Annotated in this window: 24 protein-coding genes and 5 pseudogenes; 7 read left to right on the top strand and 22 right to left on the bottom strand. The window is 53.1% G+C overall.

Features of this window, described 5'->3' with window-relative positions:
• Nucleotides 1-8: 8 nt before the first annotated feature.
• From TKWG_RS04415 to TKWG_RS04375, 10 genes and pseudogenes are all read right to left on the bottom strand, one after another.
• Nucleotides 9-703 (bottom strand): annotated as a pseudogene (locus tag TKWG_RS04415) (amino acid ABC transporter permease).
• Between the two features lie 8 nt (nucleotides 704-711).
• Entirely contained in the window at nucleotides 712-1,416 is a 705-nt protein-coding gene (locus TKWG_RS04410; RefSeq protein WP_014749667.1) for an amino acid ABC transporter permease, read from the bottom strand.
• Nucleotides 1,417-1,434: 18 nt separating this feature from the next.
• Nucleotides 1,435-2,259 carry an ABC transporter substrate-binding protein gene (locus tag TKWG_RS04405; protein ID WP_014749666.1) on the bottom strand — a complete coding sequence of 275 codons (825 nt, stop codon included), beginning with the start codon at nucleotides 2,257-2,259 and terminating at the stop codon, nucleotides 1,435-1,437.
• 26 nt (nucleotides 2,260-2,285) lie between these two features.
• On the bottom strand, nucleotides 2,286-3,509 hold the full coding sequence (locus TKWG_RS04400) for an aminotransferase class I/II-fold pyridoxal phosphate-dependent enzyme (RefSeq protein ID WP_014749665.1): 1,224 nt from the start codon (nucleotides 3,507-3,509) through the stop codon (nucleotides 2,286-2,288).
• Between the two features lies 1 nt (nucleotide 3,510).
• Entirely contained in the window at nucleotides 3,511-4,185 is a 675-nt protein-coding gene (locus TKWG_RS04395; protein ID WP_014749664.1) for an RraA family protein, read from the bottom strand.
• A 247-nt stretch (nucleotides 4,186-4,432) separates the two neighbouring features.
• A complete protein-coding gene (locus TKWG_RS04390; protein ID WP_171815120.1) occupies nucleotides 4,433-5,056 on the bottom strand; it encodes a LysR substrate-binding domain-containing protein in 624 nt (207 codons plus the stop codon).
• Nucleotides 5,057-5,073: 17 nt separating this feature from the next.
• Nucleotides 5,074-5,367 carry a LysR family transcriptional regulator gene (locus tag TKWG_RS21115; RefSeq protein ID WP_050981527.1) on the bottom strand — a complete coding sequence of 98 codons (294 nt, stop codon included), beginning with the start codon at nucleotides 5,365-5,367 and terminating at the stop codon, nucleotides 5,074-5,076.
• An 11-nt stretch (nucleotides 5,368-5,378) separates the two neighbouring features.
• Nucleotides 5,379-6,157 (bottom strand): annotated as a pseudogene (locus tag TKWG_RS04385) (Bug family tripartite tricarboxylate transporter substrate binding protein).
• A 208-nt stretch (nucleotides 6,158-6,365) separates the two neighbouring features.
• A complete protein-coding gene (locus TKWG_RS04380) occupies nucleotides 6,366-6,692 on the bottom strand; it encodes an AtuA-related protein (RefSeq protein WP_322786599.1) in 327 nt (108 codons plus the stop codon).
• Nucleotides 6,689-8,058 (bottom strand): annotated as a pseudogene (locus TKWG_RS04375) (acyclic terpene utilization AtuA family protein). The gene TKWG_RS04380 and the pseudogene TKWG_RS04375 overlap by 4 nt, the downstream one beginning before the upstream one ends.
• Nucleotides 8,059-8,288: 230 nt before the next feature.
• On the opposite strand from TKWG_RS04375, the gene TKWG_RS21110 reads away from it, so the two are divergent.
• Complete coding sequence (locus TKWG_RS21110) at nucleotides 8,289-8,807, top strand: transcriptional regulator (RefSeq protein ID WP_050981526.1); 519 nt, start codon at nucleotides 8,289-8,291, stop codon at nucleotides 8,805-8,807.
• Between the two features lie 88 nt (nucleotides 8,808-8,895).
• Here the strand turns inward: TKWG_RS21110 and TKWG_RS04365 are convergent.
• From TKWG_RS04365 to TKWG_RS23925, 3 genes and pseudogenes are all read right to left on the bottom strand, one after another.
• Nucleotides 8,896-10,985: pseudogene (locus TKWG_RS04365) on the bottom strand (catalase).
• A 219-nt stretch (nucleotides 10,986-11,204) separates the two neighbouring features.
• Nucleotides 11,205-12,047, bottom strand: a complete 843-nt coding sequence (locus tag TKWG_RS23930; RefSeq protein WP_202947765.1) for an aminotransferase-like domain-containing protein — start codon at nucleotides 12,045-12,047, stop codon at nucleotides 11,205-11,207.
• The gene (locus tag TKWG_RS23925; protein WP_202947764.1) at nucleotides 12,038-12,556 is read right to left on the bottom strand and encodes a GntR family transcriptional regulator; all 519 of its coding nucleotides are present in this window, start codon (nucleotides 12,554-12,556) and stop codon (nucleotides 12,038-12,040) included. Before TKWG_RS23925 ends, TKWG_RS23930 begins: the two co-directional genes overlap by 10 nt.
• A gap of 197 nt (nucleotides 12,557-12,753) precedes the next feature.
• Between TKWG_RS23925 and TKWG_RS24535 the strand changes: the two genes are divergently transcribed.
• The 6 genes and pseudogenes from TKWG_RS24535 (at nucleotide 12,754) to TKWG_RS04340 (ending at nucleotide 16,967) form a co-directional block, all read left to right on the top strand.
• The gene (locus tag TKWG_RS24535) at nucleotides 12,754-13,272 is read left to right on the top strand and encodes a type 2 periplasmic-binding domain-containing protein (RefSeq protein WP_238534312.1); all 519 of its coding nucleotides are present in this window, start codon (nucleotides 12,754-12,756) and stop codon (nucleotides 13,270-13,272) included.
• A 55-nt stretch (nucleotides 13,273-13,327) separates the two neighbouring features.
• Nucleotides 13,328-13,795, top strand: coding sequence for a type 2 periplasmic-binding domain-containing protein (locus tag TKWG_RS24530; RefSeq protein WP_238534311.1), 468 nt, complete (start codon nucleotides 13,328-13,330; stop codon nucleotides 13,793-13,795).
• A 52-nt stretch (nucleotides 13,796-13,847) separates the two neighbouring features.
• Nucleotides 13,848-14,357 carry a TRAP transporter small permease subunit gene (locus TKWG_RS04350; protein ID WP_014749657.1) on the top strand — a complete coding sequence of 170 codons (510 nt, stop codon included), beginning with the start codon at nucleotides 13,848-13,850 and terminating at the stop codon, nucleotides 14,355-14,357.
• On the top strand, nucleotides 14,354-14,833 hold the full coding sequence (locus tag TKWG_RS25780) for a TRAP transporter large permease subunit (RefSeq protein ID WP_264300273.1): 480 nt from the start codon (nucleotides 14,354-14,356) through the stop codon (nucleotides 14,831-14,833). Before TKWG_RS04350 ends, TKWG_RS25780 begins: the two co-directional genes overlap by 4 nt.
• Nucleotides 14,719-15,665, top strand: a pseudogene (locus TKWG_RS26865) (TRAP transporter large permease). The gene TKWG_RS25780 and the pseudogene TKWG_RS26865 overlap by 115 nt, the downstream one beginning before the upstream one ends.
• Nucleotides 15,666-15,695: 30 nt before the next feature.
• Nucleotides 15,696-16,967 carry a hydroxymethylglutaryl-CoA reductase, degradative gene (locus tag TKWG_RS04340; protein ID WP_014749656.1) on the top strand — a complete coding sequence of 424 codons (1,272 nt, stop codon included), beginning with the start codon at nucleotides 15,696-15,698 and terminating at the stop codon, nucleotides 16,965-16,967.
• Between the two features lie 49 nt (nucleotides 16,968-17,016).
• Here TKWG_RS04340 and TKWG_RS04335 read toward each other — a convergent pair whose 3' ends face one another.
• From TKWG_RS04335 to TKWG_RS04295, 9 genes are all read right to left on the bottom strand, one after another.
• Nucleotides 17,017-17,757, bottom strand: a complete 741-nt coding sequence (locus tag TKWG_RS04335) for a transporter substrate-binding domain-containing protein (RefSeq protein ID WP_014749655.1) — start codon at nucleotides 17,755-17,757, stop codon at nucleotides 17,017-17,019.
• Nucleotides 17,758-17,866: 109 nt separating this feature from the next.
• Complete coding sequence (locus TKWG_RS04330) at nucleotides 17,867-18,595, bottom strand: amino acid ABC transporter ATP-binding protein (RefSeq protein ID WP_014749654.1); 729 nt, start codon at nucleotides 18,593-18,595, stop codon at nucleotides 17,867-17,869.
• Nucleotides 18,579-19,229, bottom strand: coding sequence for an amino acid ABC transporter permease (locus tag TKWG_RS04325; RefSeq protein WP_041709034.1), 651 nt, complete (start codon nucleotides 19,227-19,229; stop codon nucleotides 18,579-18,581). The genes TKWG_RS04330 and TKWG_RS04325 overlap by 17 nt, the downstream gene beginning before the upstream one ends.
• A 3-nt stretch (nucleotides 19,230-19,232) precedes the next feature.
• Nucleotides 19,233-20,000 (bottom strand): amino acid ABC transporter permease, encoded by a 768-nt coding sequence (locus TKWG_RS04320; RefSeq protein ID WP_014749652.1) that lies wholly within the window; start codon nucleotides 19,998-20,000, stop codon nucleotides 19,233-19,235.
• Between the two features lie 53 nt (nucleotides 20,001-20,053).
• Complete coding sequence (locus tag TKWG_RS04315; RefSeq protein ID WP_041709029.1) at nucleotides 20,054-20,869, bottom strand: NAD-dependent epimerase/dehydratase family protein; 816 nt, start codon at nucleotides 20,867-20,869, stop codon at nucleotides 20,054-20,056.
• Nucleotides 20,870-21,111: 242 nt separating this feature from the next.
• Nucleotides 21,112-22,359 (bottom strand): MFS transporter, encoded by a 1,248-nt coding sequence (locus tag TKWG_RS04310; RefSeq protein ID WP_081489215.1) that lies wholly within the window; start codon nucleotides 22,357-22,359, stop codon nucleotides 21,112-21,114.
• Between the two features lie 577 nt (nucleotides 22,360-22,936).
• On the bottom strand, nucleotides 22,937-23,221 hold the full coding sequence (locus TKWG_RS22930) for a tripartite tricarboxylate transporter substrate-binding protein (RefSeq protein WP_171815119.1): 285 nt from the start codon (nucleotides 23,219-23,221) through the stop codon (nucleotides 22,937-22,939).
• Nucleotides 23,218-23,901, bottom strand: coding sequence for a Bug family tripartite tricarboxylate transporter substrate binding protein (locus TKWG_RS04300; protein ID WP_085946349.1), 684 nt, complete (start codon nucleotides 23,899-23,901; stop codon nucleotides 23,218-23,220). Before TKWG_RS04300 ends, TKWG_RS22930 begins: the two co-directional genes overlap by 4 nt.
• A 106-nt stretch (nucleotides 23,902-24,007) precedes the next feature.
• Nucleotides 24,008-24,775, bottom strand: coding sequence for an enoyl-CoA hydratase/isomerase family protein (locus TKWG_RS04295; RefSeq protein ID WP_014749649.1), 768 nt, complete (start codon nucleotides 24,773-24,775; stop codon nucleotides 24,008-24,010).
• Between the last annotated feature and the right edge of the window lie 7 nt (nucleotides 24,776-24,782).

The following is a 24,782-nucleotide window of genomic DNA, read 5'->3' as shown; positions in this document are numbered from 1 at the left end:
CGAAACTCCTACCCTTCAAATGCTATACGGCTGTGTTCAATTCGCGTCTCAACCAACTTGACCAGCCCGACCAGAATCAGATTGAGAAAAAAGTAAGTCAATGCCAGCAAGCCGAATACCTCAAACGGCCGGGTCAGCAATATACTGTTGATCTGGGTGGCGGCAAAGGTTAGTTCATGCACGCTGATCACAAACCCCAAAGAGGTCTCTTTCACGGTTGAAATAAATTGGCTCAGAATGCTGGGTATCGTATTGAACAGGGCCTGCGGCAGAATGACTTTGCGCATTGTCTGAAAATAGCTCAGGCCCAGCGAGCGCCCCGCTTCTAGCTGTCCGGCGGGCAAGGCCTGAATGCCGCTGCGCACAATCTCGGAGATGTAGGCGCTCTCATAGAAAACCAGCGCGACCACCATCGTCGTGGTGCCGGCAACCGGGCGATTGATGATCACAGGCACCATGAAGTATGCCCAGAATATAAACATAATCAACGGCAGGCCGCGCACTATATATACCACTGCGGTTGCAGGCCAGTACAAAATGCGCACAGATCCAATCCGGCACAACGCCAGCACAATACCCAGCGGAAAAGAGAAAATCAGGCTGAGCACGGCCAATACGATGGTGGCAGCCAGCCCGCCCAGCGGCCCCTCGGGGTATTGGCAACCAGCAGCAGCAACCAGTTATCGGAAAGTATTTCAAACATGCTGTTTCCTAGGGCCGTTTTTCACTGAAGGCGGCCTTTCTGGACAGGCTTGCACCGACAAACATCAGGCACAGCGAAATCACCAGATAGATCACAGTTACTATTAAATAAATTTCAAACGTTTTGAATGTTGCCGACTCGATCTCGCGACCGGCGCCCGTCAATTCGATCAGGCCTATTGCCATTGCAAGGCTGGTATTTTTAAACAGCAACAGGGTCTGGTTGGTGAGTGTGGGAATGGAGACCACAAACGCCTGCGGCAAAATCACTTTGCGCATTGATTGCAGATAATTCAAGCCCAGGGTTCTGGAAGCCTCCATTTGTCCTGTCGGTATCGAACGGATCGCGCTGCGCAAATCTTCGGTCACATAGGCAGCAGTAACCAGGCCGATGGCAATCGTCGAATAGAAGAACTCGCCGCCGATGACATTGATTGCATCGTTGATCGCCTCGGGCACAATCGAGGCCACGCCAAAATACCAGAACAGGATATGAACCAGCGAGGGCACATTACGATGAAAGGCGACATATACGGCAATCAGGTAATTGATCACCCGGATATTGAGCGTACGTACGATGGTCAGGACACTGCCAAGACCAAATGCTATCAGCCAGGCCAGCAGGGTCATTTTCAACGTCGTCAGAACGCCCTGTAGCACAAGCCACGGATACTGGCCGTTAAGCAGCGAAGCGAAATCCAATGTATAGTTCATATCCCGGCTACCTGCGCCCTAGCCTTTGATCTCTTCCATCTTGAATACCCGCTTGGTATGAAACCGGGTCTCGGGGCCGAACCAGCGATCGAATATCTGCTGGGCTTTCCCTGATTGTTCAAGGCCGACCATCGTTTCATTGATCTTGCCAAGCAGCGCCTTCTCGCCTTTTTTCACGCCAAGGCCCCATGACTCGGTAAAAAGCGGATCTTCAATCATGGTCAGCTTGACCGGCGTTTTCCGGGCGCTCTGCTCAAACTTCAGAAGCATCAGCTCAGATCCGACGAAACCATCCACCTTTTTTTGCTGGAGCGCCACAAACGCCGTAGATGGATCTTTGAACGTGACCGTCGTGATGTCCGGGATCAGGCGCTTGACACCTGCCTCGGATGATGAACCGCTTACAGCACTCACGCGTTTGCCTGCCAGGTCGGCAGTTTTCTTAAGTTTGTCGGCATCTGTCTGACGAATCAATATCTTCTGCGGGCTGACATAGTCGGCATAACTATAATCAATTTGCTTGGCCCGATCCGCAGACCAGCCCAAATTGGCGGCCACTACATCTACGCGGCCTGCCGCCAGTTCGGGAATGCGTGCGGCCACTGAAATCATTTTGACCTCGAGTTTGACGCCCATGCTGTCAGCGATTTCCTTGCACAGGTCCACTTCATAGCCAACCACCTGGCGCGTCTTTGGATCCTGGAAACTGAATGGTTCAGACGTGCCAAGCGTGCCGCATACGAGCGTGCCGCGCTCCTTGATCGTGTCTAGCGCGTCGGCCTGCGCAACGTTGGCACATGCCATGACAATGGGCAATATGGTCAATAGGTTTTTCAATTTCATGATGACTTTCCTGGAAAACTTCATTGTTAGACAAGTTGTCTGCAAGCAGATGCAATCTTTTCACATCCTTCTCTGATAACATCCAAATCGGTAGCAAAGCTGATTCTTATAAAGCCCGGCGTACCATAGGCTGTGCCGTCAAGCACCGCCACTCCGGCATGGTCCAGCAGGTAAAGCACAACATCCAGATCTGTCGCAAGGGTCTTGCCATCAGGTGTACGTTTGCCCAGCAACCCCTTGATACTCGGAAATACATAAAATGCACCTTGCGGCACCGTGCATGTTATGCCCTCGATCACATTGAGCAAAGGCACAATCACATCGCGGCGTTCACGAAAAATGCGGCAGGCCTCTCGCACGCAAGACTGGTCCTGCGTGAGCGCCGCCACTGCAGCGCGTTGGCTGGGTTCACTGGCGCAAGAGGTCGTCTGTGATATCAGGGTCGTCATCGCCTTGATCAGAAACGCCGGACCTGCGGCATAACCGATACGCCAGCCGGTCATGGCATACGCCTTGGATACGCCGTTGACCACCAAAGTACGCGCCCTGAGCGTTTCGCTGTAGGTGGCCAGTGATACATACACATCGTCATAGCTGAAGTGTTCGTAGATCTCGTCAATCATCAGATAGACTTGCGGATGACGCTCCAGCACAGCTGCAATTTCGCGAAACTGCGCCGCGGTATACATCGACCCTGACGGATTATTCGGGCTATTTAACAGCAGCCACTTGGTTTTATCGGTAATGGCCTGTTCCAGCTGTGCTGCCGACATTTTGAAACCCGACTCGGCCGTGCTGGCCAGCATGACCGGGGTGCCGCCATTGAGCGTAACCATGTCGGGGTAAGATACCCAGAATGGTGTCGGAATGATAACTTCGTCCCCATCGTTCAATGTCGCGGCCAGCGCCGTATAGATCAACTGCTTGGCGCCGGTGCCCACAACCAGCTGGTCGGTTGCGTAGTGAAGGCCGTTTTCACGTTCGAATTTTTGTGCAACGGCCTGCAGCAATTCGGGCACGCCGGCAGAGGCAGTGTATTTGGTCGCGCCGTGCCGGATCGCCTGCACGGCTGCGGTCGCAATATGCTCCGGCGTCGCAAGATCTGGCTCGCCAATCGTAAAGTCAACAATCGCTTTGCCGGCCGCCCTGAGCGTGTCTACTTTCTTTTTTGCAGCCATGCTTGGCGAGGGCTTGATGCGCTGCATGCGCTGCGCCAGCAACGGGTTCGGGCTTGTCATCATCGTGGTCATTTCAGTACAACCCTTTGGTTGCAAGCAGCGGGTGCAGCCAGCTTTGCTCTTTAGCACCTGACGCTATTTCATTCATGATTTTTTCTTCTTTTTCGGCATGAGCCCTCGCTGCGGCGATCAGCGCTTCGGCCTGCCCCACAGGAAAACAGACGATACCATCTTCATCTGCAACAACGACATCTCCCGGGGCGATCACCTGGCCGCCGATGCTGACCGGTACGTTGATCCTGCCCGGACCTTCCTTGTATGGCCCGCGATGCACATTACCCCGGGCGTAGCACGGGAAGCTGTCATTTTCAAACGCAGCCACATCGCGAATGGCGCCGTTGACGATAATGCCGGCACATCCGAGCTGCTGCAGGTACTTTTTCATGATCTCGCCAATGCAGGCGTTGCTCACATCGCCGGCCGCGTCTATGACCAGCACGTGACCCGGCTCGAGCATGGTCATCGCCTTGTAAATGTACAAATTGTCGCCCGCACGCGTTTGTACGGTAACGGCGGTCCCGACCAGCTTTCCGGTCCGGTTGTAACGCTGGAGCCCGACAACGCCCACCTGTCTGTGTAGGTTATCGCTCAGGTGCGGGGTGACGATCTGCTGCAGGGCTGCCGCAATGCCGGGTTCAAGTACCGGGCTGGACGGGTTGATCTGGATCGAAAGGTCTTGCTGTGTCATCTTGTTTACTCCTTGATGACAGCATCATGCCCAGTCCATCTTTTTTCTTAAAGGGAATTTAATGCGTTATTATTTATTCCAAAAAGGAATGTAAATAATACTGGCTACTTTTTGCTTGCAATATGGGAGCTATATTTTGTGACATTTCAAAAGGTTAACCTGCCGGCAAGATCGGTAGCCCTTGGTTAACTTCACGCCCCAAATTGGTGCAAACCTAGCAGGATGTGGCGCTGCCCTAGGGAAAATCCTAGGCTTTAATCGTCTCTTTCAGATGCGTGATCAGTGCCTGAGCCGCGACCGACTGCACCCGGTCGCGCGCCTGCACCAGTGAAATCATGCGGTTCGGCACTTCCAGTTCCAGCGGAATAATGGCAATGGCCGGCTTTGTATAAAGAAACAGCGATAGACCCGGCACAATTGAAATACCCATATTGTTGGCCACCAGACCGGCCACCGTGGACAAATTGGATACTTCCATATGCGTGATGAGTTTTTCCGGATAGAAGGAAGCATCCAGATGCTGCCGAATACTGGTGCTGCGTACAAACTGGATTACCGGATGCGCCAGTATGTCTTGCTGGCGCAGCTTTTTCCTGGTGGCCAGCGGATGGTCAGTTGAACAAACCACATAGAACGAATCGGAACATAAGGGCTGACTGATCAGCTCCGGATGATGCTCACCAACGAAGGTCACGGCAAAATCAGCCTTGCGCGTCTTGACCAGATTCAGGCACTCATCGGCTGTCACATCAATAAAGGCCACCGACACACCCGGGTAGATACGATTAAACTGCGCAACCGCCGGAATCAAACTGCCCACAGCGACCGATGGCAATGCCGCCACCGTCACGTGTCCCGCCTTCTTTGACACATGCTGTCGCAATTCGCTTAGCGCGTGCTCAAAGTCGTCCAGCAGTTTATCGGCGAACGCGTCAAACAGCAGCCTTCCGGGGTCAGCATGACATTGCGCGTATTGCGCTCGAACAACTTGGCGCCCACCTGCTCTTCCAGATTCTGGATCAGCACGCTCAGCGCAGGCTGCGTCAGATGACACTGGCTGGCGGCCTTGGTAAAGTTTTTTTCGGTGGCCAGCGCCTTGAAGGCCTTCAGGTGTTTGGTGGAAAGATTCACAAATGTAATGGGTAACCCGGTAGTTGATTGGGTGGCGCCAATGGCAGCCACCCTGACAACTGCTATCGTACTTCAACACCGGCCTTGGCAACGATATCCACCCATTTTTCAGTTTCAGCTTTCTGAAATTGTGCCAGCTCTTCCGGCGTGCTGGCATCGGCCTCAATACCCTGAATCTGAAGGTTTTTCACGATTTTCGGATCGTTCAGCGTTTTGACGAACGCCTGGTTCAATGTCTTGATCACTTCATCAGGTGTACCGGCAGGTGCGTACGAGGCAAACCAGGCCACCATCTCATAGCCTTTTACGCCGGTTTCGGCCAAGGTTGGCAAATCCGGAGCAATATCGGTACGCTTGCTGGTCGATACTGCCAGCGCACGCAACTTGCCGTCGCGCGCCAAAGGCAGTGTGGTTGCAGCATCTGCGATCATCATCTGAATCTGTCCGCCAACCGTGTCCACCACCGCTTGCGGATTACTCTTGTAATCGACATTGCTGATCTTGGTGCCAGTCAGTATCTTGAATAATTCTCCGCCAATTCTGGCGGAGGTGCTGCCACTGCCAAAAAACACTTTATCGGATTTTGCTTCAGGTGCTCAATAAATTCCGGTACCGTTTTGGATGGAATGCTTTGCGGGTTCACCACCAGCACCAGCGGAATATTGCCCAATTTGGAGATGGGCGCAAAATCCTTGACCGGATCATATGGCAGCTTCTTGAACAGTGCAGAATTGCTGGCATGCGTGGTATTGGAGGTCACAAAGATGCGATAACCGTCAGGCTTGGCCCGGGCAATGTCTTGCGCTGCAATAAAGCCACTGGCGCCGCCCTTGTTTTCCACCACCACCGTCTGTCCGACCTGTTTTGACACCTCTTCTGCCAGCACCCTGGCCAGCTTGTCGGTCCCGCTGCCCGCGCCAAATGGCACCACAAATGTGATCGGCCTGTCGGGGTAGCCGCCATGGCGCTGCCCGCCGCCAGTGTCATACCAGCCAGCGCCAGGATGATGTTGGATTTGAAATTATTCATTGTCATTGATTGTCTCCTTTTTAAGTTCCGATCTGTATCGACATGTCAAGCAGTCGGAACGAATTTGATTTACCATGTTTATCCAGATTCAGGCTGCTGTTCACCCCCCCTTCAAGCACGTTATCAATAACGAAATTCAGTGCCTTCAGGTTAGGTAACTCGTAGCGCACCACTTGCGTTGCACCGCGGTGGGCAAACCATGCCTTGACTTTTTCCGCACTAACCTGCTCCAGCAATAGGGGCCAGTGCACCGGGTCATACGGAATCAGACTAATGTTCAGCCGGTTGCCCTTATCCCCGGCCCGTGCATGTGCAATCTCATGCAGCTTTATCCACGTGCTCATCATGCCTCTCCCGCAACATATCGCCAGCTTTCCTGCACCAGGTCGCGCGGGACCAGGTACGACACCGTGCGCACACTGCTTTTGACACTGGTGCGCACGCCTCCGCCGCCGGCCGGCCCACAACAGTACAACGCATTGACTTCATACATCATGCGCTCCACGGTCGCTTTGTCTGGCGCGTTGATGGCCAGCCGCAAGCGTACATCCGTGACCTGGGCTAGCGGCAGACTCTCACGCAACGCCGCTGTATCCGAATCCAGTACGCTGACCACCCCAAGCAGATCACGCCGAAGGCGGCACGGTCCGTTCAGCCGCTGTGCGCGCTCACCCAGTACATCTGCCGCAAGCTTTGCACGCTCCCCAGCATTAGGCCTGCATACGAAATTTCTCCTTCGCCAAACCAGTCTCCCATGAACGAGACCGTGGCCTTGAGCGTGTCGGGCCGGGGTGCGCCGCGCGCGCCGATAACCTGCACCTGATCGGGCGCAATCTGAGCAATCTGCACCTGGGAAATATCAAGAATGACATCTGGCGTCATATAGCACGCCGGGTCATGAATTTCATACAGCATCTGTTCTTTCACTGTCATCAGATTGACTGTGCCACCCGTATGATCGGCCTTGCCAATGATTATCCGGCCGTCTTCAAAAAGCTGTGCAATGGGAAAGCCGACATTGGCCAAATCAGGCACGTCCTTGTAACCCGGATCGGCAAAATAGCCGCCCGTGACCTGTGAGCCGCATTCGAGCAGGTGCCCGGCCAGTGTGGCCGCAGCCAGCCGGTCCCAATCCTGCCAATCCCAATTGAAATGCGCCATGGCTGGGCCCAGCGTGAGCGCCGGATCGGCCACCCTGCCGGTAATCACAACCTGCGCGCCATCGGCCAGGGCCTGTGCAATGCCTCTGGCGCCCAGATAAACATTGGCCGCTATCGGATTGCCGGCGCCAGCAGCCAGTTCACGGTCGCCTTCCCAAATCTGCAGACTGGAAAGATCCACCTTCGCCAGAATATCGTCGCCTTCTACTACAGCAATTTTGACGCCGGCCAGATTCTGCTCAATGGCCAGTGCAGCAATGGCTCTGGCTGCGGCAACAGGATTAGCTGCTCCGAAATTGCTGACGATGGGAATATGGTGGGCAATGCAATCATTCAGAATGGGCGCCAGTACGTCCTGCAGCAACGGTTCGTACCCAAGATCAGGATTCTGGTTTTTGGCCAGCTGGCCCAGCGCCAGCGTGCGTTCGGCCAGCATCTCGAAGATCAGAACAGCGGGCTGTCCGCGCGCAATCAACGTCTTGACCACTGCCTGGGCAGCATCAATGCGGTCTCCGGAAAAGCCGGCGCCACAGCCTATGAGCAGACTTTGCATCTGTCCTCCCTGTTGACGAATGAATTATCGTGCTAATGAAATATCGTGAAATTCATTCTATTGAATTTCAATTGAAAATTTAAATTGATTATTTTGATGAATTAATAAATAAATAGTATTAATTTGACTGCGCCAGTATGACGACAATCTGTCTTTAAATTGTCATATCAGGGTTAACCTCCTGTATACTTTTTTTAAAACCTACTCAAAAAAACGACTGATGGGGATTGATGATGCATCCATTTGTTGAAGGTGGCCTGCAGAACGTCTGGCTGAGCAATGGTTATCGGATAAAGGAGACCAGAAATGGCAGGAGCGTCGTCGTCCATAACCCCCAGGGACTCAAAAGAACCATTTGCAGTGCACTCTGCGTAAAAAGCGTGCCGCTGTCCGGCGCCGAATTTCGTTATTTGTGCAGGGAACTGCAAATTACGTCTGCCGTGCTTTGCAAGCGACTGGCGCTCACTGAATCACAATTGCAGGAATGGGAATCGGCCAGGCAGGTTCCCAGGCACGCCGACACCTTTATCCGCATTATGTATGCGGTACATCTGGACCGCCCGGAACGGGTGCAGCGTATTGAAGCGCGCTCGGTGGCGCGAAATCAGAATGTGTATTTCGTATTGCGCCATACAGACCGGGGCTGGACCTTGCAGGAAACGCTGGAGCGACCAGCCGCCGTTCCCTCACTCACGCAGTTAAAAGGCCAGGACCCGACGCTGGCCACAGACCGGGACTCCCTGGCCTGACAACCATTCGGTACTCCCGAAAAGCAAACAACAAGACCCCCGGGCACACAGCCCGTGATCCTGTTGTTCTGACGGGCAGAGCAAACTGTCAGGCCAAAGTCCGCAAGGTGGGTTCCCGTTTCCACTGCCGCGTTTTTGCCAGTTTGATAAACGCCTTGATGTCTTCGGGCGCGACCACCCCCGCATCGGGCTTGATGCCGGCCGCTTCCAGAATTTTGTGCGTTCCCTTGCACGCGGCAATGGCTTTCAAATGCCCGAAGGCATCGCGGAACCAGTCTATGGCGGCTGCCTCGTGCACCAGTTTTTCCGCTTCGGCCATCGGCAGGATACTGACCACGCCATCGAACACGATCGATGCGTTCCCGCCAGTTGTCCGTCCGCTGTCACGTAGCTGCCATCCTTGAGTGTCACACCACGTTTTTGCGCAACCAGCTTCACCGCCGCGCCGGCCTTGTCCAGCGCGCTTCTCATCGCGTTGATACTCTCGTTATTGGACCCGTCGGCAATCAATATCCCGATGGTGCGCCCTTCCAGCGTATCTTTCATGCGATCAATAATGCGCAAGGCAGGAGACAATTCCAGATCCTGGACAGGTACTACCGGCTTGACCGCTGCCGGCAAAGCTTTGAGGCCCAGCCCATCGCCGACGCGTTTTGCCAGGCTCTCGTCTATGGTACGCAATTGGCTCACGACCGCCAGGCGCACATGCTCGGTCTCTACCTTGGACAGTTCAAAAACCAGTGCGGAGGCCAGATGCGCCTGCTCCACCTCGGATTGACTACGATAAAACATTCGCGCCTGACTGTAGTGATCGGCAAAGCTTTCCGCCCGAATACGGGACTTGGCGCCTTCTGTCTGCACTGCAGCGCTATGGAAACCCGTTTTGATGCTGGCACGCGTGGCATTGGGATCCAGGCTTTGCGGATCGTATGCGGTTCTTCCCCTTTGCGCCTGCATCTGCATGTGCCCGTCGCGTTGCGTGTTTTGGAACGGGCACTTGGGGGCATTGACCGGGATCTGTGCAAAATTGGGTCCGCCCAACCGAATTAACTGCGTATCCAGATAGGAGAACAGCCTGCCCTGCAGCAACGGATCTTCGGAAAAATCAATACCGGGTACGATATTGGCCGGGCAGAATGCCACCTGCTCGGTTTCGGCAAAAAAGTTATCAGGCCAGCGGTTTAACACCATTCTGCCAATAATTTTGAGCGGTACCAGTTCTTCGGGAATCAGTTTGGTCGAATCCAGATGATCGAACGGGAACGCATCGGCCTCTTGCTGGGTAAACAGCTGCACCCCCAGCTCCCACTCCGGAAAACTGCCATTCTGAATGGCTTCGAAAAAATCCCGGCGATGAAAATCCGGATCTGCGCCAGCCAGCTTGACGGCTTCATCCCACACCGTGGACTGCAAGCCCAGTTTGGGGCGCCAGTGGAACTTGACAAAGGTACTTTGACCGTCCTTGTTAACCAGCCGGAAACTATGCACACCAAAGCCTTCGATCATACGCAGCGAGCGCGGGATGGTCCGATCACTCATCGCCCACATAATCATATGCAGGGATTCGGGCATGAGCGAGATAAAATCCCAGAATGTGTCATGCGCAGTGGCGGCTTGAGGAAAGCCGCGATCCGGTTCCATTTTCACCGCGTGAACCAGATCCGGAAATTTCATGGCGTCCTGTATGAAAAATACAGGTATATTATTGCCGACCAGATCCCAGTTGCCTTCCTGCGTATAAAACTTCACGGCGAAACCGCGCACATCACGAGGCGTATCCACCGAGCCGCTGCCCCCGGCCACGGTGGAGAATCGACAGAATACGGGCGTCTGTACGTTCTTTTCCGTCAAAATTCTCGCCGTCGTATATTTGGACAAAGACTGAGTCAATTCAAAGAAGCCGTGTGCGCCAGTGCCGCGCGCATGAACGATGCGCTCAGGAATACGTTCGTGATCAAAATGGGTGATTTTTTCCCGAAGAATAAAGTCTTCGAGCAACGTCGGGCCGCGCGGTCCTGGCCGCAATGAATTCTGATTGTCACTAATGGTCAGACCCTGCTGGGTGGTCATGACCGGATGCGTACCGCCAGCCTGTTGGTGTAATTCCCCGGCATTGCCAACTGCGTCTTTGGCTCCATTTACAGGGCGGGAAACCGATTTTTTCGAACTTGACTTCATTAGTATCTCCTTAAATCAGGACGTGAATAATGATCAGTTGAAACGGAAAACGGACAAATAAGATGCTATCTGGAATAGCAAATGGACGGGAGCAGAATGCAACCAGTATGCCACAATCTGTATCGCATCGCGTGGTCGACCCCATGGCAAATTACGTAACGGCTCGTGTCAGATTCATCAGCGATCGGCCCGCCAGGAACCGGGCAAGCGCAAGCGCTCTTAACGCAGTCTTCTTAGAAATGCCAGAAAGTCCGGGTCATTGGCATAAGCAACATTGATTCTCAAGGCGGGCTGCTGGCTAGGCCTTTTTTCCGGATAAAACACTGTCCCAGGGGCCAGGAATATGCCGTCTTCCGCCGCCTTGCGAGCCACTTGAATATCGTCCAGATGACCCGGCAACTCGAGCCACATGTAATAGGTGCCTTCAGACTGATAAGGAACATGGTACCCCAGTTCCGAAAAATTGCTCAACGCCTGGGCGCTCGCCTGTTCGACCATGGGTCTGAGTCGTCGCAAGTGCTTCAGATATTGTCCATTGGCAATCAGACTGTAAAGCCATCTCTCTAGATAATCCGATGAGGTAACAACAGTCAGCATCTTGATATTGCAAAGGGAGTCAACCAGTGCCTGGCGGCCGGCCACATAGCCTACGCGAAAGCTGGCCGACAGGGTCTTGGAAAAGGTGCCTATATACAAGACCCGATCCAGCTGGTCCAGTCCCGCCATGCGTGGCATACCGGGCGGCAGCAAGTCAGCAAACGCATCATTCTCGATCACCCTGAAGTCATACTTCTCGGCCAGCTTCAACACCTGATATTGCGCAGCAAGCGTGGCACAGCCGCCTGTAGGATTGTGGCCCAGCGTTTGCGTAAAAAACAGCTTGGCGCGATGCAGCCTGGCCTTCTCTTCCAGATCGTCTGTATCAGGCCCGGTGCCGCCGCGTCTGACGCCAATCATTTTAATTTTGTACAGTTTGAGTTTGGCAAATAAAGGATAGTACCCAGGACTATCAACAAGAACCGTATCCCCCGGGGACAGAAACTGTTTGATAATCAAGTCCATCGCGTGGTTAGCGCCATAAGTGAGCAGAACCTGGTCCGCCGACGCTGGATAGATCTCTCAATAAGATTTTGCGCGATCGCCTCGCGCAGCGGCTCGAACCCCATGGGATGTCCGTAGCCATATTTACTATCATTCGGAATTTTCAGTCGCAAATCAATATCGAACTGGCTCATCCATGAAGACGGAGGCCTGCCATCGCCGACACGCACACGATAGGTCTGATTCAACTGCTCCCGCAGCAGCGATATTGCATCTACCGCTTCGGCTATATGCGTCGTGCTGCTTCTATTCTGCTTTTTGCTTAACGTGCTGACGTAATAACCCGAACCTGGCCTGGCCGTGATATGCCCCAATGAAACAAGTCTGTCATAGACATCGATCATGGTATTTTTCGACACGTTGAAATGTTCACGTGCAACTCTGATAGACATCAGCTTCTGCCCGCTTTTCAGATTTCCATTCTGGATGGCAAGAAGCAGATGCTCAACAATACTATTGACTTTACTCATTATTGTTCCGATATATGGTGCTGCGCACAATAAGCATACCCTTACATATCCGGGTACAGTATCCACATATTTAGGATCAACCGTACCTTGTTTAATTTCACATAACTTTGCATCATAGCGAACAATGGAATAACAATATATATTTTAACCGTACCCACTACTGTACCTATATATCCTAAAAAATCAAGGAGACATGAATGAAAATCTTACGTCGCGATCTGCTTAAAACACTGGCCTCGGGAACCGTTGCAGGCATCGGAGTCCTGGGTGTGCCTGCCGTAGCACGGGCCCAGGAAGTCGTGAAGTGGAAAATGCAATCGTTGTGGGACGGTGGTACCACGCCGCAAAAATTTGAAGAGCTGTTCGTCAAGCGTGTGGCAGAACTAACTGACAACAAATTCCAGATTCAACTATATTCAGCGGGCCAGCTTGTGCCGGCCAACCAGGCATTTGATGCAGTGCGCGGCGGCGCCTTCCAGATGATGAAAACATTCGATGGCTATGAAGCAGGAAAAATTCCTGGCCTGGCGTTTACCAGCACCGTGCCTTTTGGCTTTCCCGAACCAGATCAGTACGAAGCCTGGTTCTACGAAAAAGACGGACTGGCCCTGGCGCGAGAAGCTATATGCCTGCGGGCTTGTATTATGTCGCCCCCACTGTTTATGGGCCAGAACCCATACATTCTCGCGTTCCCATCAAATCGCTCGCCGATCTGAAAAACAAAAAGGGACGCTTTGTCGGACTGGCCTCCACGGTCATGGGCGCCTTGGCGTGTCAGTCACTACCCTTGCAACGAACGAAGTCTATTCAGCTCTGGACAAGGGTGTGATCGATTTTGCCGACCGAGGCGATTTGACAGCCAACCTTGAAGCCGGCCTGGCCGAAGTAGCCAAGTACATCATTATGCCGGGCCCGCATCAGCCTACCACGGCAACAAGTTATGTAGCCAATCGCGCTGCGTATGAAAAATTATCGGCACCCCATAAAGCGGCTCTGGCGTCCGCAGCCCGGGAAATTTCCGGCGCGTTGCGTCAGCATATTCTTGTGGCTGACACTCTGGCATTGAAAGCATTCCAGGGCAAGGGCGTAGAAGTGACTACGCTGAGTGCAGATGAACTGGCGCAAGGTCGGGTGCAAGCGACAAAAGCGGGGGAATCGGCGACCAAAGGCAACCCGCTGGCCAAAAAAATGATGGACAGCCAAATTGCATTTATGAAAGATCTCGGGCTGCTGTCCTGAGCATTCAATTGAAATAAACGCTATCTGCATCATTGTTTTTTGGATTTATCCCATGCCTGCTTTTGTGTCCGCCTATATCCTGGGTATTACCCGCATTAATAAATTCTTCTTCAATATTGCATCGGCGATTATTTTCGTCATCGTATTTTCGATGTTGTACGAAGTGATCAGCAGATATGTATTTCATGCCCCTACAACCTGGGGCATGGAACTGGCAACGCTGTTGTTTGGTCCCTACTTTCTGCTTGGCGGGGCCTATTTGCTGCATATGCGTGGTCATGTCAACCTTGATTTGCTCAAGCACAAATTGTCGCCACGAAATCAGCGACTGCTCGACGTATTCAGTTTCGTGATCATTATTGTGTTCAGCATCATCATGTTTTCCTATTCATTCGCACCCGCGATGCAGGCATGGGAGTATAAGGAAACATCGTTCTCCGCCTGGAATCCGCCAATCTGGCCAGTCAAGTTTGCCATACCCATATCGGTTTTATTACTGGGACTTCAGAGTTTTGCGGAAATGCTCAATGTTCTGTACAAAGAACAGGATCAACAATCATGAGCGCGAACATTATTCTGGTCATCATGTTTGCCGGATTAACGCTGTTCATGCTGACCGGCCTGCCCATTGCGTTCGTGCTTGGCGGCTTATCGCTGCTCATTACGGTAACCCTTTGGGATGCGAATGCCGTGGTGATCATGGTACTGCAGATTTTCGACACCATGCGCTCCGAAGCGCTGTTGGGCATCCCGCTGTATATCTTCATGGCGGCCATTTTACAGCGCACCGGGGTTATTGAAGAACTGTACGGCGTTATGGAGATCTGGTTCGGGCGCTTGCGGGGCGGACTAGCCATTGGCACTGTGCTTATCTGTGTGCTGATGGCTGCGATGACAGGGTTGTCGGCGCTGCAGTCACCGCAATGGGACTGCTGGCCATGCCCGAAATGCTCAAGCGGGGATATGATCCGAAACTGGTTACCGGCACAATATGCGCGTCCGGCACACTCGGCATCCTCATTCCACCGTCTATCCTGACCATTGTCTATGCGGTGACAGCCCAGGTCTCGATCGGCAAGATGCTCATTGCCGGCATCGTGCCAGGACTGATTCTCGCTGTTTTCTACATCCTGTACATTCTTTACGTTTCCTATGCGCATCCTGAACGCGTTCCCCAATCCCGACGCGAGCGCGTTCCCTTCGCGACCAAACTGCGCAGTATAAAAGGCGTTATTTTTCCCATTATTCTTGTCATATTGATACTGGGCTCAATATTTTTTGGCATCGCCACACCGACCGAAGCGGCCGCCGTGGGCGTTGCGGGTGCCTTCATCATTGGAATGCTCAAACGCAAACTGAACTATTCCGGCATTCGTCACGCTACATTCGAAACCGCGAAAGCCACCACAATGATTCTGTGGATCACCATTGGTGCAAAAGCTATGTCTCTGTCTTTACAGGCCTGGGCGGCGCTGATACCCTCCTGAACCTGATCCGCGACATGCAGGTGCATCCTTACGTCATATTGGCGGCAATGATGCTGATTCTGATCTTTCTGGGAACTGTCCTGGACGAAATCGGCATCATCCTGCTTACCGTGCCGGTCTTTTTGCCCATCGTCAAATTACTCGGCTTTGATGAAATCTGGTTTGGCGTCCTGTATGCCATCACGATACAAACAGGCTATATCAGCCCTCCTTTCGGCTACACCCTGTTTTACATAAAGGGGCCATTGCCTGCGCACCTGGGCATGGGCACGGTATACAAGGGCGTTGTGCCGTTCATGATATTGCAAATATGCGCGCTAATATTTTGCGCAGCCTTCCCGGATCTTGTTACCTGGCTTCCATCCTTGATGGACAGACGTTGATCTTTTATTTTTCACACGGAACGAAACACCATGCCTGAACTCAGCTCTCGAATTGCCGGCTTTCACAAACTGGGAATACAGGGTCGCCTGGATATTTTGAAAGAACGGTGCAATCTGGAACCGGAAACGGTCCTGGCCATGCTCAACACGGGCAATTTGCCCGCGGACACAGCCGATCATCTCATTGAAAATGTCATTACCACCATGAATATTCCGGTGGGTATTGCCACGAACATGAAAGTCGATGCTCACGATGTCCTGGTACCGATGGCGACAGAAGAATCCTCGGTGGTTGCCGCGGTTTGCAATGCGGCAAGACAGTGTTATGACAGCGGCGGATTCACCACGTCCATGTCTGGCTCACAGATGATTGCCCAAATTCAATTGGTTAATATCACAAATCCGCAATTCTGCAGAATCGCCATTCTGGAACAGAAAGCGCAGATAAAAAAGCTATGTGACGAATGCGATCCCATTCTGCTTTCACTGGGCGGCGGTCTGCAGGATATCGAAGTGCGAGTCATTGATTCGGGCATGGGGCCCATGGTCATTACCCATCTGATCGTCGACACGCGTGACGCCATGGGAGCAAACGCAGTCAATACCATGGCAGAGAAACTGGCGCCGCTGATTGAACAGTGGACAGGTGGCAAAGTGTATCTGAGAATTCTGTCCAATCTTGCTGACAGACGGCTGGCCCGGGCGCGTGCAACATGGACGTGCGATGCGATTGGTGGGCAAGCAATACGCGACGGCATGATGAGCGCCTATCATTTTGCCCAATCTGATCCTTATCGCGCAGCAACCCATAACAAGGGCATCATGAACGGCGTATCGGCCGTCGTCCTGGCAACTGGCAATGACACGCGCGCGGTGGAAGCCGGCGCTCACGCTTATGCCGCACGTAACGGGCATTACGGCAGCCTGACACATTGGGAAATCGACCAGAACGGAGATCTGGTTGGCAGCATTGAAATGCCAATGGCTGTAGGCCTGGTTGGCGGGGCGACCAAACTTCATCCTATGGCAAAAGCCAATTTACAAATACTGGGTGTAACAAGTGCAAACCAATTGGCGCGTATTATTGCCGCCACTGGATTGGCACAAAATTTTGCGGCATTAAAAGCACTGGCAACAACGGGCATCCAAAAGGGACATATGGCCTTGCATGCTCAAAATGTTGCCATGATGGCCGGTGCTGTTGGACAGCAAATTGATCAGGTGGCCAATGCCCTGATCGCTCTGGGAACCATAAGGATAGACGTCGCGCAGAAGATACTTCAGGATCTGAAAGCTGACTGATCACGGCATCCTGGCACTCATCAATGCAGTGCCAGGACGCTCATTGATTTCAAGACTGCTGATTGACCACTTTCGGTGAAAGCGCATTGCCGTGATATTTTTTATAAATATTGTTCAGCTTGCCGTTTTTCAGATTTTCAAGAATCCACTTGTCCAGCCATGCCTTAAGTTCTGGATTATTTTTCGGCATGGCAATGCCCAGCATGAATTCATGCTGGACAAATTTGGTCTCAAAGGGATTGCTGGTCTGCTTCTTGTTTATTTCCGCCACAATAGGCCATTGGGAAGAGACGGCCTGAACCTGTCCCGATACGCCGGCAGTCACCAGTGTAGCGTCGTCCTCAAAACGGCGAATATTGGCGTCTTTCGCATTCTTGGTCACATCGGCATCATTCACCGTGGCGCGCGTCACGCCCAGGCGCAGGCCCTTGAGGTCTGCATAGCTCTTGATCTGCACATCCTTGGGCGCAGCGACAATGGTTTGCAGCGAAGCATACGGGACCGTGAAATCCACCACTTTGGCGCGTTCCGGCGTGATCGACAGGCTCGAGACCGTCAGGTCTGCCTTGCCGGTTTGAATGCTGGGAACCCGCGCCGCATTGGTGATCTGAACCAGTTCCAGTTTAACGCCCAGATCCTGGGCCAGCAGTTTGGCAGTGTCCACATCCGAGCCTTCGGGCTCCATATTGGCATTGGCATAACTGAACATGGGAATGCCCATGGCAACGGCCACGCGGATCGTGCCCTCTTTCTTGATGGTATCCAGGCGCCGGCATGGCTTGTCGCGCAAACACCCATCAGGCCCAGACCGAGACCGATCGTTTTCACTGTCTGTATTAATTTCATTTGTCGTCGTACCTTTTATAAATATAGTGAGCTGCGATTAACTGCTTTAACTGCTATAACCCGGTGCCGATAAACTCCTGCAACTCGCGGGTTTGTGGATTGGTCAGGATTTCCGGACCGCCGGTTTCCCACACCATGCCCTGATACATGTAAATCACCTTGTCGGCAATTCTGCGTGCGAACGACATTTCATGAGTAACCAGCACCATGGTCATCCCGCCTTTGGCCAGATCTTCAATTACCCGGAGCACTTCACCGGTCAATTGCGGATCCAGCGCGGAAGTCACTTCGTCAAACAGCATGACTTTGGGTTCCATTGCCAGTGACCTGGCAATCGCCACCCGCTGCTGCTGTCCGCCCGATAGCTGTTCCGGATAGCTTTCCGCTTTTTCAGCCAGGCCCACTTTCTCAAGCACGTACTGCGCCTTGCGACTACACTCTTCGCGCGATAGCTTGCGTACATGCTTTAATGCCAGCATGATGTTTTGCAGGACAGTCAGATGCGGAAACAGGTTGTAGCTCTGGAATACGATGCCCACATCCTTGCGCAGTTCACGCAAATTGACCGTACCCGTACCAAGTTCATGGCCACAGACCGAAATGGAGCCGCTGTTGATGGTTTCCAGATGATCCATACAGCGCAGCGCCGTACTCTTTCCTGATCCGCTCTGCCCGATGATCGCTACTACCTGGCCTCGTTCGATCTCAAACGACACGCCCCTGAGCACCTCATTCTCTCCGAACTTCTTGTGTACATCCCGTACATTAACGATTGCCGACATTGAGTTTTCTCTCCATGGCCCTGCTCCATAACGACAATGGATAACAGAGCACAAAATAAAAGGCGCCCACCAGCACGAAAACCAGAAATGGCTGGAACAGCGAGTTGTTGATGATCTGGCCGGCACGCGTCAGCTCCACGAAACCGACAACCGATGCGAGTGATGTCAATTTGATAACCTGCACCAAATAGCCTACCGACGGCGGCAATGACATACGCAATGCCTGCGGAATAATCACCAGCATTAGCGATTGCCAGCGCGACAGGCCCAGGCACTCTGATGCTTCCCATTGGGTTTTCTCTATGGCCTGTACGCTGCCGCGCCAGATCTCACCCAGGAATGCGCTCACATGAACCATCAACGCAAGGGCCGACGCCACCAGTGGCGCAACGTTGATGCCGAAAATGCCAACCCCGAAATAAACAATAAAGAGCAGGACCAGCAAGGGAATGCCCTGAATCATCTGGATATAGGCAGATGTGATCACCCGGATTGATTTATGCACAGAGACGCGCGCCAGCATCACTGCAAATCCTGCCAGGGAGCCAAGCGCAAATGAAATCAGCGACAACACCAGCGTCCAGCCCACACCCTTGAGCAGATACATTAGCTGTACAGAAGAAAATGAATCCATGAGTTACCCTCTGATCGTAACGGCCGGCAGCTTGCGCGACACCGTTTTGCGCTTGCCGGCCGCTGCCGTACCCAAAGATAGCGAACGGCGCTGCGCCTGGGCGATAACCCGCTGGCGCCGAAACAGCAGTTGCCCGGCCAGCCAGAAAAGCAGCCGCAACACGATTGCCAGCAGCAAGTAAAGGGCGGCAACCACGATGTAAGACTCCAGCGAGAGAAACGTTTCCGATTGCACATTATTGGCTACGGCAGTAAGCTCCTCGGTGGAGATCTGTGAAGTGATGGACGACATCAGCATCATCAGAATGAACTGACTGGTAATGGCCGGATACACTTTCTCGAAGGCCGGCAGCATAATAACGTGCCAATAGATGCGCGGTCGGGACAGCCCAAGACATTCTGCGGCCTCAATCTGCCCCTTGGGGATGGCGTCCATGCCGGCGCGGATAATCTCTGAAGAATAGGCGCCTACATTGATGACCATGGCTATGACTGCGGCCACCGCAGCCGGCATCTGCAGCCCAATACTGGATAACCCAAAGTAGAAGATAAATATTTGCACCAGAAATGGTGTGTTGCGAATCGTCTCAACGTAGACAGCGCAAGCGCGGTTTACCCAGCGGTACCGGCTGCGACTGCCGATCGAACAAAAAATACCGATAGCCAGGCCCAACACTGTCGAGGCCAGGGTCAGTTCCAGCGTCAGTAATGCGCCTTCAAGAAACGTATTCCAGTAAGGAAGCAGACCCGCGAAATTAAAATCATACTGCACTTATATCTCCCATCCAGGTTGGCCGGTTTTATATAGTCCTGCAGTCATTTACTTTACTCGAACGGGCCCTGGGCGGTGAACGCGCCCCCCTGGTAGATAGCCACAGGGTCATCGGCCGCAGGCATGGGCTGGCGCTCCACCTGCTCGCGAAATATTTCAGATGAGTCCTGCGCCACGAAGTTCAGCCTGGCGGCAAGGTGGTTATCCCACCACACCTGTTTGTTATCAGACATGCCATACACAATCGTATGCCCCACTCCCTCAGTTACCAGCGCACAACGAATGAGTTCGGTCAAATCGCGGGCACTGATCCAGGTGTGCATCATGCGCCGGTCTTTCGCAACCGGAAAGCAGGATCCGATACGGATGCTGACCGTTTCAATGCCATAACGATCGAAATAGAAACTGGCCATTTCTTCGCCATAGGCTTTAGACAGACCATAATAACCATCGGGTCGGCGCGGCACACCGGCGTCAATAATTTCATCCTGCCGGTAAAAGCCGATTGCATGGTTCGAACTGGCGAAAACCACCCGTTTGACACCATGCAGTCGCGCGCCCTCATAGATATGGAACACACCCTTGATATTTGCCTCAAGGATTTCCTCAAATGGGCGCTCAACCGATACTCCACCCAGATGTACGATGGCATCGCAACCGGCCACCAATTGCGCTACCGATGCCTTGTCGGCCAGATTGCAAAGAATGAGCTCTTCACCGGTTTCCGACTGCAGTTTTTCAGCAGGAGCAATGATGTCAGACAGCCTCAATATATCGGCAAAGGGTTTCAGGGTTTGGCGCAGCACGGTGCCCAGTCCGCCGGCAGCACCGGTTAACAATAGGCGTTTAAAGGGTTTTGTCTCTTGCACGAAGATTCCAACTGAAATACAGCGTTTATTTATGAGCCTTATTGTTGTATGTTATCTGACATCTTTAAATTGTGGTTTACCCTAAAAACCACCACAAAAGTGTTTCAGGGAAATGCCTGCCTGCGAGCTACTGGTGACCCGCTTCCATGATTTTTTGAGCGCGCAGCAGCCAGGGCTTGTCAATAGCAGCAAAGGTCAAGGGTCTGGCTCCGCGGCACAGCCAGGCAGCACCTGCCTTGCCTCTACTCCCCCCGAAAATGTCTTTTGGTCCGGCCCAGCAAGATGATTGAAGCAATCGTGGGCAATAGCAACGCCAGAAAGCCGTAGCCGAAGCCGCCTGCCGCCTGTGATATGAGGCCGATGACCGGCGGCCCTAATACGACGCCCAAATAGGTAACGGCCAATGTAGCGCCGGTGACCGAACCTGATTTCCCCTCCGGCGCACGCCTGGCTACTTCAGCCAGATACACGCCGTTCCAGCCAATGGCAGTGGCTCCGAAAACAGCAAAAACAAAGATGATCCACCACTCACTTGAATCGGCGTCAATATAAAAGACGCCAACGGCAGACAAGAGCATGCCGGCAGCCAGCATCAGCAACATGCTCCAGGTGGAAAAGAAATTATCAGCCAGGTAGCCCCACAAAATCCGTCCGACCACGCCTGCCGCCTGAGACACGGACAGAAAAACCCCCGCGAGAACCAGCGACATACTGACCTCGTTATGCAGGAAGGTAATGGCATATGTCATTAACGTGAGTTGGCATACAGAAAAGCAAAAGGAACAGACCGCGAGTGTGCGCAGCACAGGAATACGATAAATCGTTCCCAGCGCACCAAAGAACTCATCTTTGAATGACTTTCTGGCTCCGGTCGCCTCGGGCTCCCAGGAGCGCGGAGCAAAAAGCGAGACCACTGCGCAAATGAACAGCACCACACAGACAACGCCCAGGGCGCTGCGCCACCCGGCCATTTGCTCCAGGCTGGGCATGATCATGGCGGCCAGCACCCCACCAAGCGGCACACCGGTTTGCTTAATAGAGAAAATCAGGCTCAGCCGGTGCATGGGCGTGTTTTTAATCAGTATCTGCGAACTGCACGGGGTCACCGGACCATATCCGAGACCGATGAATATGCCGGCCAGCGCGAGCGTCCACACAGACGGCGCCATCACGAACAGGGTCAAACCGACGGCGGACGACAACAGACACAAGGCACTCAGGCGGATCGGCCCGACCATGGTCAGCATCGCGCCCGCGCTCAGGCTGCTTAACATCGCAGACAGATAAGCCACGGCAATATAAAAACCGATATAGCCGGCAGGCACGCCCAACTGGGCGGAGAGCACCGGCGCCATTACCGGCGGAACCAACAATACCATGGTCGCCAGCGCCTGAATGGTCAGCGTCAGGATAAGTACCATCCAGCCTGCACGACTATCCCGTTTCCTTCTGACAAGGTCAGGCTGAGTATTCGTCTTTGTATTTGTCATAGCCCACTTGCCTGGAAAAAACGTTATGCCTTACCGCACCAGTGTCGATTAAAAACAAAAGGGCCACCGTAGAGACCCGCAGCGTGAGTACTGGTCGATACTTCGATAAGGCCACCTATTTCGATCGTGATCTTTTCAGGCGCTTCTCGAACACCATGCCGCCTGCACCGGATTACTACAGCTCCTTTGGACTTCGGGCCGGATCGATTGCCGGGGTTTTAGGCTCAGCAATAACGCCGTCTGGGAACCAATCTGCTGCGCTCAATGACAGCGGTCATAAATGCGGCATATGATTGCTATCGGCAAGATCCACATATACTGACCGCAAGCAGCGCTGCTTGGGTTGAACCCAAGCCTGACGCTCACGTTGACAAACGCGTAATCAGGCACGACAGCGCCGGCATTTCAATCTCTCTGGCCGTAACAAACTTAATCGGACATATTGTAAACAACATTTAAAAATAGCCAATTGATTACGAAATAATCTATTAATTATTTATTTTTGCATACCCATGGATTAATGAAAAGGTCGTAGCCGCTAGCGGGCCCTGCCTGCGAGGCAGACCCCGCCTTGTCCTCAGTTCTTTGTTTGCAGACTCTCTCTGGCCAGATCCAGGCCAAGCTTGCCTTCGGTGCGCGCAAACTGCACAAACTCTTGCTGGCTGGCAGAGGGATTAACCTCTTCAAAGTTTGCCGTCAAGTTCTTTTTGACAGCCGGCTCCGCCAGGACTTTGCCGGTAGCCGTAAACAACGTATCAATAACGGACTTGGGTGTGCCAGCCGGAACGAAAATACCCCACCAGTTGGTGATGTCATATCCCTTTAGCCCGGACTGGTCAATGGGTTTATATTGACTGATCACGCTGGAGGCGTTTTGGAAGTAATTGCCAGCCCTTTCACTTTGCCGGTATCGATCATCGCCTTTGCCGATGGCGCCGTCGCAAACGATATGTCAGTATCTCCTGCCGCCACCGACTGAGTCGCCGGCGCGCCTCCCTTGAATGGCACATGCAGCAGCTTGCGGCCCGACAGCCTTAGAAACTCAACGCCTGCCAGATGGGTTATAACACCGTTACCAGAGGAGGCAAAGGTCAGCTTGCCCGGCTCTTTCTGCGACCTTTCCAGCAAATCCTGAACACTACCTATGCCAGACTTCTTGCTGGCAATAAGAATCATGGGTGATGTGGTAAGCCGGCTGACAGGAATGAAACTATCCGGAGTATAAGCCACTTTATACAGAACGTTGTCGCTCCCCATGACACTTGAATTACCCATGAAAATCGTATAACCGTCTGGCTTGGCCCTTGCTACATGGGCTGCTGCGATAGTGGAACCAGCACCCGGCCTGTTCTCGACAATGACCGGCTGCTTCAGGGTTTTTGCCAGATGGTCTGCATAGACTCGCGCTACGTTGTCGGCACCGCCACCTGGCGGAAATCCGATAGCAAGTGAAATTGGCTTGTCAGGGTATCCTGCCGCATGGACAGTTGTGGTCACAGCCAGCAAGGCTCCCGCCATCCAAATCGCTTTTTTTCCAATCATGTTTGTCTCCTGATAGGGTTTGACCTTCGTTGTAATTGCTTTTTAGCGCTTATGTTTTTTGCGCTTATCTGTTGGTACTTCTTTGTTATTGCTACTTTATGGTCGTTTAACGCCCGGTAAATACGGGGGAACGCTGCGCCCTCCAGGCCGCGGCGCCCTCTTTCATATCCTGCGAACTTTCGGAGCGCAATACGGCCTGGATAATCTCCTCTGTTCTTATCTCCTGTCGGGCGATCAGATTCAAGTGCTTCTTGATTCCCAGCAGGGCTTGCGGCGCCATGGCAGCAAGATGGGACGAAAGCTCATCGGTACGCAACTGCAGGCGCTGTGCCGGCACCAGCTCGGTCAGAAACCCCATATCCAGCATTCGGGCTGCATCGACTTTCTCCGCCGTCAAAAACAGGTACTTCGCATTATTCAGACCCAGGCGCGAAATATAGCGCTGCATGCCGCCTGGGTAAAAATGCAGGCCGAATTTCACAGCCGGCATAAACATATTGACGCGGTCTGTACCCAGCCGAAAATCACAGGCCAGGCACAGATCTGTACCACCGCCATATACGCCGCCCTGGATGACGGCAATAGTAATTGCACGACACTGCTCTAAGGCATCGACCACTTCACCGAAATACAGTGAGCTGGGTGCTTCTTCGCTAGCCAGCGAAGAGATGTCATAGCCGCTGCAGAAATACTTTCCTGATGCAATCAGGCGCAGCACCAGCACGCCTTCGCTATCGTTGACGGTTGCAATATGCTGTTCGATCGCTTTGAGGTCCGCAGGCGACAAACGGTTGGCATGCTCGGCTTTGTTCAGTTGCAGCGTGGCTATCGCGCCCTCGACGTGCAGGGTTGGCGTATGCAAGTCTTCTGTCATGATCACA

The organism is Advenella kashmirensis WT001 (assembly GCF_000219915.2).
GTDB lineage: Bacteria > Pseudomonadota > Gammaproteobacteria > Burkholderiales > Burkholderiaceae_B > Advenella > Advenella kashmirensis.
The sequence above is the reverse complement of the archived record's forward strand: the minus strand, read 5'-3'. Positions and strand labels throughout refer to the sequence as shown.

Coding starts and splice junctions, on each gene's coding strand:
- TKWG_RS25780 (WP_264300273.1), top strand. CDS start 14,354: ATGAGCGCGAACATTATTCTGGTCATCATGTTTGCCGGATTAACGCTG.
- TKWG_RS04410 (WP_014749667.1), bottom strand. CDS start 1,416: ATGAACTATACATTGGATTTCGCTTCGCTGCTTAACGGCCAGTATCCG.
- TKWG_RS04400 (WP_014749665.1), bottom strand. CDS start 3,509: ATGACCACGATGATGACAAGCCCGAACCCGTTGCTGGCGCAGCGCATG.
- TKWG_RS04350 (WP_014749657.1), top strand. CDS start 13,848: ATGCCTGCTTTTGTGTCCGCCTATATCCTGGGTATTACCCGCATTAAT.
- TKWG_RS23930 (WP_202947765.1), bottom strand. CDS start 12,047: ATGGACTTGATTATCAAACAGTTTCTGTCCCCGGGGGATACGGTTCTT.
- TKWG_RS04380 (WP_322786599.1), bottom strand. CDS start 6,692: ATGATGAGCACGTGGATAAAGCTGCATGAGATTGCACATGCACGGGCC.
- TKWG_RS04300 (WP_085946349.1), bottom strand. CDS start 23,901: ATGATTGGAAAAAAAGCGATTTGGATGGCGGGAGCCTTGCTGGCTGTG.
- TKWG_RS24535 (WP_238534312.1), top strand. CDS start 12,754: ATGAAAATCTTACGTCGCGATCTGCTTAAAACACTGGCCTCGGGAACC.
- TKWG_RS04330 (WP_014749654.1), bottom strand. CDS start 18,595: ATGTCGGCAATCGTTAATGTACGGGATGTACACAAGAAGTTCGGAGAG.
- TKWG_RS04340 (WP_014749656.1), top strand. CDS start 15,696: ATGCCTGAACTCAGCTCTCGAATTGCCGGCTTTCACAAACTGGGAATA.
- TKWG_RS04405 (WP_014749666.1), bottom strand. CDS start 2,259: ATGAAATTGAAAAACCTATTGACCATATTGCCCATTGTCATGGCATGT.
- TKWG_RS04295 (WP_014749649.1), bottom strand. CDS start 24,775: ATGACAGAAGACTTGCATACGCCAACCCTGCACGTCGAGGGCGCGATA.
- TKWG_RS04310 (WP_081489215.1), bottom strand. CDS start 22,359: ATGACAAATACAAAGACGAATACTCAGCCTGACCTTGTCAGAAGGAAA.
- TKWG_RS04395 (WP_014749664.1), bottom strand. CDS start 4,185: ATGACACAGCAAGACCTTTCGATCCAGATCAACCCGTCCAGCCCGGTA.
- TKWG_RS04325 (WP_041709034.1), bottom strand. CDS start 19,229: ATGGATTCATTTTCTTCTGTACAGCTAATGTATCTGCTCAAGGGTGTG.
- TKWG_RS21110 (WP_050981526.1), top strand. CDS start 8,289: ATGATGCATCCATTTGTTGAAGGTGGCCTGCAGAACGTCTGGCTGAGC.
- TKWG_RS23925 (WP_202947764.1), bottom strand. CDS start 12,556: ATGAGTAAAGTCAATAGTATTGTTGAGCATCTGCTTCTTGCCATCCAG.